The sequence below is a fragment of the Alteromonas nitratireducens genome (assembly GCF_040812025.1).
Classification (GTDB): Bacteria; Pseudomonadota; Gammaproteobacteria; order Enterobacterales; family Alteromonadaceae; genus Alteromonas; species Alteromonas nitratireducens.
In genome coordinates this window covers 34,197-43,168 of sequence record NZ_JBFNPK010000023.1, presented here as the reverse complement: position 1 = coordinate 43,168, position 8,972 = coordinate 34,197, and the positions used below count along the sequence as shown (strand labels likewise).

The following is an 8,972-nucleotide window of genomic DNA, read 5'->3' as shown; positions in this document are numbered from 1 at the left end:
AGCCGTTGAGCGCTATCCCGCTTACGGCTTCAGCAAGCTATTTAAAATCCTGAAACGTTGGGGACACGGCTGGAACCACAAGCGTGTGTATCGTATTTACTGTGAGTTGAAGCTCAACATGTAGAATTACAAAAAACTATCATACTATAACGAATGTAAGTTATTGATTTTAATAGGCCCAGTTTATCCAATAAATCAAAAAGTATCATACTATTCGAATAGATTGGTGTGGATATCATTCAAATCTGATACAAAAAAGTTTCATACTATCAAATAATTCTTGAAGCACATTTTAAGACAAGCCAACGCAAAAGTTTGAAGCCTAAATTTTTAGACGGGCTATTTGACTAAGAAGCTATATGGTTTCATTGGTTGAGCTTAATCTCCTCTCAAAAACTGGTTATTGATAATAAGGCCTTTCACAGAACAAACCTATGCTTTTTTAATCTGCCGTAGGGCATTGTATAACCCAGTTAAGAATATCCATAGCGGTAACCACACCAATTAATACTGACTCTCGCGTGACGAACAACCGATGGATATCATGGGACTCGATTGTATTATACGCGTCTGAAATGGAGCTTTTCTCGTCAATTGAAAACACTTCGGGAGTCATTATAGAGTTAACGGTGCAGTAATCTGACGCACGCGATTGTATCCTGTCGATTTCCGATTGCAGCACGGTTCCCTGTGGCCCAATGTAGTGTTGAATGATTTTTTCAATCTCTTTTTCATCGGGGCTACTACCTTCAAATTTCACAACATCAGTTTGTGTCACAACACCTACAAGGGTTTCATCGGATGCAATAACAGGCGCACCAGTTATTTTATGCTTTGCAAAAAACTCAGAGAGTTTTTTGATTGACCAACCTTCATAAGCAGTCAATAAATCTGTACTGGCAATTGCTGCTATGGGGTATTTCTCTAACAGATCCAGCACTGTTGTACTATCACTCACCATTTCTCCATTCCTTCTCACTTAAAGACAGCCACCACAACTACCGCATCGCCAGTCATTTTGATTGACCGCCTGATAAAACCACTCAACATGCTGCTCGTCGAATGGAATGTCGTAACGCTCAAACAGCGGCACAAGCCAGTCCGCTTGCTCCTCAATCCATTCGTGAATCTCTAATCCCTCTGTATATTCTTCATCATCTGGGAATAGCCAACTGAAAATACCGCGTGTACCCATGTGGTTCTCGGCTTTCGCCGACGGCAATTCCAATAGCTGTTGGTTGAAGCTGATTTCCCAATGCCCCAAACAGAGTGTGTGTCCTTGTGCTGTCCAGCGCGCCGTGAAGGGATTTGCCATATAACACCCACCACTTATTCTAGTTTAAACAACGCTACTGCATTAACATTGAATCATCGAATTCAAAGTTAAACCCTTGTATATCTGCTTCGCTGACCAGCCGATGCAAGTATTGCGACAGTGCTTTGCGGTGAACTTTATCATTAAGATATTGTTTGATTTTCTCGCTCACCATATCGAATGAAAGCGGTTTGCCGTCTACTTTTCTGGCAACAAAAACAACATGGTAACCATAGCGAGTCTCTACCGGCTGAGGCATTAGTCCTTCACTGGCAGCAAATACCTGACGTTCAAACTCTCTCACAGTTTGGCCAAACGAAAGCTGACCTAAGCTACCATCAACATCTTTGGAAGGGCATGAAGAAAACTGTTTGGCCAACTCTCCAAACCTAGTTTCTCCGCCTTGCAACTTATGAATAAGATTAACTGCCAAGGCATGAGATTCAGCTCTGTGCTCAAGATCTTTTGGATCTGATGCAATCAATATATGACTAACTTCAATCAGCGGAGCTGTCTTGAACTTTTCCTTGTTTGCACTGTAATAGCGCTCACATTCCTCCGTTGTTGCTTCCGGAACGTAGACTTCAGAGGCTAACAAGCTATCAATCAACTGACTGTTTTGTTCAATTGCATCTGATTTAGGGTTAAGTGGTATCCCTTTCTCCATCGCTTTTTGCGTAATTAGTTCACCAATAATCAGTGTTTCTGCCGCTTTTACCATCGCTTGTCGGCGTGATTCTGCCGGATGATATTGAACCTCAGCGTCGATCATAGCCGAGCTAATAGTTTTCCCGTTTACTGTAATATCGGGGGTGTTTGTAAGTGACATAGTCAATCCTACTTAAAAAGGAGGCTTCCTTGCCCCAATGAGTGATTGTGGTAATTATGCTTTTGAACGAACAACCTGATAGCTTCTGCGGACATACTGCACAGGAACGCTCCAGATATGAACCAACCTGCTAAATGGGAATAGTACAAACAACGTTATACCCAAAGTAACGTGGAACTTGTAAACCGGATGAACCGTTGAAATAAACTCTACTGCTTCAACCGGCCTGAACGTCAATAGATAACGAGACCAGCTCATTAGGTTATACATCACAGCGCCATCCATATGACCCGAAGAGATTACGATGGTAAACATACCTACGATTAACTGAAGGTAGATTAGCAGTAAAATGCCGGTGTCCATCTTACTGCTGTTAGCACGGATCCTGGGATCAAACAAACGGCGCTTTACCAACATAGTTAAACCAATAAAGCATAAGACACCAAAGAAACCACCCACCCCCATGGCTATCACTTGCTTAGTTGCCAAAGATATTCCAAGTGCATGCCAAATTTCCCAAGGCAATACGAGGCCCGCAAAATGCCCCAATAAAATCGCAATGATACCAACGTGAAATAAAATATTGGCTACACGAAAGTTTTTGTTACTAAGCATTTGGCTTGACCCAGTTTTCCAACTGTATTGTTCTCGGTCATACCGTAGAAGGCTACCGAGAAAGAAAATCCCGGTTGCGATATAAGGATAGATGCCAAAAAAGAACGTATCTAAAAAAGCCATTACTAGCTCCTTATTGCTTGCTCAGCCGCTTTGGCTGACGAATTATCTACAAAACTGATGGGAACATCCTGGTCACGACGTTGCGTCTCAGAGGGTCGATTGACCTGAGACGGACAACCGCCGTTTACTGCGTCACCACCAAAAGTGACGGCTTCTTCTTCCCAGACTTTGTCCAACGCCTTTTTGGTATCATCACGTTTTTCATCTTTGACTTGCTCACGCAGTGCCTGTACATCAATAGCTGCCTCAGAAAGAGCAACTAATGCTGAAAAGACTGAACTGTAGTTACTCCCTCTTTTTTCCAGCCGTACTTGTAGTAGCGCAAGGATGGGGGCAATGTCCTGCAACCAACCTTTGCCATTCTCGCTGCCTTGTGTGCTAACGAACTCAAGAAACAAGGGGATATAATCAGGTAACTCTCTCACACCGATATCCAAGCCTGCGGCTCGGTATTGCTCCAGCAAATTAACCATTGCCTGACCACGGTCGCGCGATTCTCCATGAATGTGCTCATAGATGAGCAGCGATAGTGAACGACCACGCTCAAACAGACCGTCATAATCAGCTTGCCAATCAAGCAAGCTGTCTGAGAAGCGCTGATCGACAAATGCGAGCAGACTAGCTTTGTTGTAGTCATCAAACTCGGCATCGTTTGCAATAATTTCTGCAATATCGATTCCGTGCTCATAGAGCGCTTCTGTCGGGTAATCAAGAAGTCTTGAAAGGACTTTTAAAATTTCCATCAGTCTTGTACCTCCACAGGAATGACTTGACGTACGGTTTGTTTTTTACCGCCAAACAAGTCGGTGCTACTGTCACCGCCACTACAACCGTTGCCGAAGCTGAAGCCACAACCGGATTTCATATCGTAAGCATCTTCTGCATATGCCTTGTGGCTAGTCGGAATGACGAATCTGTCTTCGTAATTGGCAAGCGCCATATAACGATACATTTCTTCAACTTGCGCGACGCTGAGTCCAGCTTGTTCCAGCGCTTCTAAATTTTCTTCGCCGTCAACTTGTTGTGAGCGTTTAAATTTACGCATTGCCATCATGCGCTTTAACGCATGCTCAACCGGAGCTTCGTCACCCGCAGTCAGCATATTGGCTAAGTACTTCATTGGAATACGCAACGCTTTTAAGTCTGGGAAGACACCATCCATTGGCACACTACCGGCCTCAACTGCGCTTTGAATTGGGCTCAAAGGCGGCACATACCATACCATTGGCAGTGTGCGGTATTCGGGATGTAACGGTAGAGCGACCTTCCAGTCCATGGCCATCTTGTAAACCGGAGACTCTTGAGCTGATTTCAACCACGCCTCAGGAATACCTTCTTTGCGCGCAGCCTCCTGTACAGCTTCGTCGAATGGGTCGAGGAAAATGTCGCACTGCGCTTGATATAGATCCTTATCATTGGCAACACTGGCAGCTTCTTCTACGCGATCAGCATCATAGAGCATTACGCCTAAGTAACGGATTCGACCGACACAGGTTTCTGAACAAACTGTAGGTTGTCCTGCTTCAATACGCGGATAGCAGAAAATACATTTCTCAGATTTACCGGTTTTCCAGTTGTAATAGATCTTCTTGTACGGACAACCGCTGACACACATTCTCCAGCCGCGGCACTTGTCCTGATCAATCAACACTATGCCGTCTTCCTCACGCTTGTAGATTGCGCCAGATGGGCAAGAGGCTACACATGCTGGGTTGATGCAATGTTCACACAGGCGCGGTAGATACATCATGAAAGTCTTTTCAAACTCGCCATACATGTCGGCCTGGATCTGATTAAAGTTACTATCAGCTCGACGCTTGGAAAACTCGGTACCGAGGATTTCTTCCCAGTTCGGGCCCCAGTCAATTTTTTCCATTCGCTGACCTGTTATCAGTGAACGAGGACGCGCAACAGGCTGGTGCTTACTTTCACCCGCTTTATGCAAATGCTGATAGTCAAAATCAAACGGCTCGTAGTAATCATCAATACCGGGCAGGTCGGGATTGGCGAAGATGTTGGCCAGAATACGTAGCTTGCCACCCTGCTTAGGTGTCAATTTACCATTGCTATGCCGAGTCCAGCCACCGTTCCATTTTTCCTGATTCTCCCACTCTTTGGGATAACCGATTCCCGGTTTCGTCTCAACGTTGTTAAACCATGCATACTCGACGCCTTCGCGCGATGTCCATACATTCTTACAAGTTACAGAGCAGGTGTGGCAACCGATACACTTATCAAGGTTGAGCACCATGCCTATTTGAGCTCTAACTCTCATGATTAGCCCTCCGCTCCAAAGTTGTTAAATTCATCTGCACTCTGTTCGACGCTGTCATCGTCTAACCAGTCGACTTTCGCCATTTTTCTAACGATAACGAATTCGTCCCGATTACATCCCACAGTGCCGTAATAGTTAAAACCGTAGGCCTGTTGCGCATATCCACCAATCATGTGAGTCGGTTTCATCACCGCTCGCGTGACCGAGTTGTGGATACCACCGCGAGTTTTGGTAACTTCTGAACCCGGCACATTCACTATGCGTTCCTGAGCGTGATACATCATGCTCATGCCTTCCGGTACGCGCTGTGACACAACCGCTCGGGCAGCGATCGCACCGTTCACGTTGAACACTTCGATCCAATCGTTATCAACGATGCCTGCGCGCTGCGCATCAGGTTCGGAGATCCATACAATCGGGCCGCCGCGAGACAACGTAAGCATCAACAAGTTGTCTGAATAGGTGCTGTGGATTCCCCACTTCTGGTGTGGCGTTATCCAGTTCAGCGCAATCTCCGTATTACCATTGGGTTGCTTATTCATCATTGGCTTCACGGTTTTGAGATTGATTGGTGGCTTGTACAGGCACATGGTTTCACCAAAATCGCGCATCCACTCATGATCCTGATAGAACTGTTGGCGACCTGTGACTGTGCGCCACGGAATGTACTCATGCACGTTGGTGTAACCCGCGTTGTATGAAACGTGTTCATCTTCTAAACCTGACCAAGTAGGCGAGCTGATGATTTTGCGAGGTTGTGCCTGCACATCTCTGAAGCGGATCTTTTCCTCTTCTTTGGGTTTCGCCAGATGCGTGTGATCCAGCCCGGTAAACTCACTAAGGGCAGACCATGCTTTAACCGCAACGTGACCGTTAGTTTCCGGCGCGAGTGAAAGAATCATTTCCGCCGCATCAATGGCAGTTTCAATTTTAGGCCGACCTTTGTTCGCACCTTCTTCAACATGACGACGATTTAACTGGCCAAGAAATTCGACTTCTGTGTCCGTATTCCAGCTTATTCCTTTACCGCCATTGCCAAGTTTTTCAAGCAATGGCCCAATCGAGGTGAATCGCGCATAGGTATTCGGATAGTCTCGCTCCACCACAATCATGTTCGGCGCAGTCTTTCCTGGAATAAGGTCACACTCTCCTTTCCACCAATGCTTCACGCCAAAGGGTTGTGCGATTTCTGCTGGCGTATCGTGCAGAATCGGTAAGGTGACTAAGTCTTTCTCCACACCCAAATGGCCGACTGCAGTTTTAGAGAATTGCTTGGCGATGCCTTTGAAAATATCCCAGTCAGAACGGGACTCCCACACAGGATCTACTGCTGCACTTAATGGGTGAATAAACGGGTGCATATCAGACGTGTTTAAGTCGTCCTTCTCGTACCAGGTTGCTGTTGGCAACACGATGTCTGAGTAAAGACAGGTAGTTGACATACGGAAGTCCAATGTCACCAACAAGTCAATTTTACCTTCTGCGGCTTCATCGACCCACTTAATGTCTTCTGGCTTTTTACCCCCATCTTCACCAAGATCTTTGCCCATCAAGCCATGTTTAGTTCCAAGCAAGTGACGTAGCATGTATTCGTGACCTTTACCTGAAGAACCGAGCAAATTCGAACGCCAAATAAACAAGTTACGTGGATAGTTTTGCGGATTCTCAGGCTCCAAGCAGGCAAAATTCAGCTCGCCGCTTTTGAGTTGTTCCACGGCATAGTCTTGAGGAGACTTACCAGCAGCTTCAGCATCTCTGCATAGCTGGAGCGGATTCATGCCGAGTTGCGGAGCAGATGGTAACCAGCCCATACGTTCGGCGCGACTATTGAAATCAATAATAGAACCAGACCATTTGTCTTTATTTGCCATTGGAGAAATGACCTCTGTCATCTCTAACTTCTCGTAGCGCCATTGGCTTGAATGATTGTAAAAGAAAGAAGTACCGTTCATATGGCGCGGTGGACGTTGCCAGTCAAGCCCAAACGCCAGTGGTTGCCAGCCAGTTTGAGGGCGCAGTTTCTCTTGCCCTACATAGTGTGCCCAACCGCCACCACTTTGACCGATGCAACCACACATCATCAACATATTGATGAGACCACGGTAGTTCATGTCCATGTGATACCAGTGGTTCATACCTGCACCAACGATCACCATGGAACGACCTTTGGTCTTGTCTGCGTTAGTTGCGAATTCTCTCGCGACTTTAATCACATCTGCGCGCGGTACGCCGGTGATTTGTTCCTGCCAAGCCGGAGTGTATGGAATGTCTTGGTCGTAACTGCTGGCCACATTTGGATCGTCATAGCCATTATCGACACCATAGTTGGCAAGTGTTAAGTCAAAAACAGTGGCAACATAGGTTTCAGAGCCATCAGCGAGTTTGACTTTCTTCGCTGGTACTTTGCGCAGCAACACATCGTCATGCTCAGTATTCTGGAAGTAACCAAATTCATGCTCCGCACCACCAAAATATGGGAAAGCAACACTGACCAGTTCATCATGACTACCTTTCAGACTTACTCGTAAATCGAGTTCATCACCTGATTTACCATCAGTTTGGGTAATATTCCATTTCCCTTTTTCACCCCAGCGATAACCGACTGAGCCTGTAGGCGAAACTAATTCGCCATCTTTATCATTGACCGAGATGGTTTTCCATTCAGGGTTGTTGTCTTGACCGAGTTGACCATCTAAATCTGACGCTCTGAGGAACCGCCCCTGATGCAGACTGCCGTCCTCAGCTTTGTCAAGCATGACCAGAACAGGGAAGTCGGTATAACGTTTCACATAATCGGCAAAATATGCTGATGGTTTCTCAACATGGAATTCTTTAAGAATAACGTGGCCAAATGCCATCGCTAATGCTGCATCAGTCCCCTGTTTTGGTGCCAGCCACTGGTCAGTAAGTTTTGCCACTTCAGAATAATCAGGCGTGATACCGATGACCTTAGTACCTTTGTAGCGGACTTCTGTGAGGAAGTGCGCATCTGGTGTGCGTGTTTGCGGAACGTTTGAGCCCCAGCAAATAATGTAGTTTGAGTTATACCAATCAGCCGACTCTGGCACATCAGTCTGTTCACCCCAAATTTGGGGAGATGCTGGCGGTAAATCACAGTACCAGTCATAAAAGCTTAGGCAGTTTCCACCTATCAACGACAGATAGCGCGCACCCGCCGCATAGGAAACCATAGACATCGCAGGAATGGGTGAAAAGCCGGTAATGCGGTCAGGGCCGTAAGTTTTTGCCGTATATACATTCGCAGCCGCGATGATCTCGTTAGCTTCGTTCCAGTTAGCGCGAACAAACCCCCCTAGGCCTCGTTGTTGTTTGTATTCTTTGGCTTTTGCGGGATCTTCAACAATCGAGCGCCAAGCCTCAACCGGATCCTTGTGTTGGGCTTTCGCTGCTCGCCACAGTTTGACTAAGCGTTTACGGATTTTTGGATGCTTGAGGCGATTGGCACTGTAGATGTACCAAGAGTAACTTGCGCCCCTCGGGCAACCTCTGGGCTCATGGTTAGGAAGGTCTGGGCGCGTACGTGGATAATCGGTTTGCTGAGTTTCCCAGGTTACCAATCCATCTTTCACGTAGATTTTCCAGGAACATGACCCGGTACAATTAACACCATGGGTTGAACGCACAACTTTGTCATGCTGCCAACGACGGCGATATCCGTCCTCCCACCCTCTACTTTCATTCGTAGTAACCCCGTGACCGTTCGAAAACGGCTCTTCGTTACGTTTGAAGAACTGCAATCTGTCTAAAAAATGACTCACGCCAGACTCCTTTATCAATGGAATAGCAACGACTAG

7 protein-coding genes and 1 pseudogene are annotated in these 8,972 nt (G+C 46.3%); 1 reads left to right on the top strand and 7 read right to left on the bottom strand.

Features of this window, described 5'->3' with window-relative positions; translation table 11 throughout:
• Positions 1 to 121 (top strand): annotated as a pseudogene (locus tag AB1N33_RS15420) (IS3 family transposase); the annotation flags it as partial.
• Between the two features lie 321 nt (positions 122 to 442).
• On the opposite strand, the gene AB1N33_RS15415 reads toward AB1N33_RS15420, so the two are convergent.
• Genes AB1N33_RS15415 through AB1N33_RS15385 form a run of 7 tightly spaced genes read right to left on the bottom strand, consistent with a single transcriptional unit; the run spans position 443 to position 8,936 of the window.
• Positions 443 to 961 carry a CBS domain-containing protein gene (locus AB1N33_RS15415; protein WP_411272456.1) on the bottom strand — a complete coding sequence of 173 codons (519 nt, stop codon included), beginning with the start codon at positions 959 to 961 and terminating at the stop codon, positions 443 to 445.
• Positions 962 to 979: 18 nt separating this feature from the next.
• Positions 980 to 1,315 (bottom strand): PM0253 family protein, encoded by a 336-nt coding sequence (locus tag AB1N33_RS15410; RefSeq protein ID WP_411272455.1) that lies wholly within the window; start codon positions 1,313 to 1,315, stop codon positions 980 to 982.
• A 34-nt stretch (positions 1,316 to 1,349) separates the two neighbouring features.
• Positions 1,350 to 2,144: a peptidylprolyl isomerase gene (locus AB1N33_RS15405; protein WP_411272454.1), complete on the bottom strand. Its 795-nt coding sequence runs from the start codon at positions 2,142 to 2,144 to the stop codon at positions 1,350 to 1,352.
• 54 nt (positions 2,145 to 2,198) lie between these two features.
• Complete coding sequence (narI, locus tag AB1N33_RS15400) at positions 2,199 to 2,882, bottom strand: respiratory nitrate reductase subunit gamma (protein ID WP_411272453.1); 684 nt, start codon at positions 2,880 to 2,882, stop codon at positions 2,199 to 2,201.
• 2 nt (positions 2,883 to 2,884) lie between these two features.
• Positions 2,885 to 3,625, bottom strand: coding sequence for a nitrate reductase molybdenum cofactor assembly chaperone (gene narJ, locus AB1N33_RS15395; RefSeq protein WP_411272452.1), 741 nt, complete (start codon positions 3,623 to 3,625; stop codon positions 2,885 to 2,887).
• Entirely contained in the window at positions 3,625 to 5,157 is a 1,533-nt protein-coding gene (gene narH / locus AB1N33_RS15390; RefSeq protein ID WP_100642516.1) for a nitrate reductase subunit beta, read from the bottom strand. Before narH ends, narJ begins: the two co-directional genes overlap by 1 nt.
• Before the next feature lie 2 nt (positions 5,158 to 5,159).
• Positions 5,160 to 8,936 (bottom strand): nitrate reductase subunit alpha, encoded by a 3,777-nt coding sequence (locus AB1N33_RS15385; RefSeq protein WP_411272451.1) that lies wholly within the window; start codon positions 8,934 to 8,936, stop codon positions 5,160 to 5,162.
• Positions 8,937 to 8,972 lie beyond the last annotated feature (36 nt).

What these genes read in the sequence shown, in the direction of transcription:
- narH (WP_100642516.1), bottom strand. Translation starts at nt 5,157, where the DNA reads ATGAGAGTTAGAGCTCAAATAGGCATGGTGCTCAACCTTGATAAGTGT.
- AB1N33_RS15415 (WP_411272456.1), bottom strand. Translation starts at nt 961, where the DNA reads ATGGTGAGTGATAGTACAACAGTGCTGGATCTGTTAGAGAAATACCCC.
- AB1N33_RS15405 (WP_411272454.1), bottom strand. Translation starts at nt 2,144, where the DNA reads ATGTCACTTACAAACACCCCCGATATTACAGTAAACGGGAAAACTATT.
- narI (WP_411272453.1), bottom strand. Translation starts at nt 2,882, where the DNA reads ATGGCTTTTTTAGATACGTTCTTTTTTGGCATCTATCCTTATATCGCA.
- narJ (WP_411272452.1), bottom strand. Translation starts at nt 3,625, where the DNA reads ATGGAAATTTTAAAAGTCCTTTCAAGACTTCTTGATTACCCGACAGAA.
- AB1N33_RS15410 (WP_411272455.1), bottom strand. Translation starts at nt 1,315, where the DNA reads ATGGCAAATCCCTTCACGGCGCGCTGGACAGCACAAGGACACACACTC.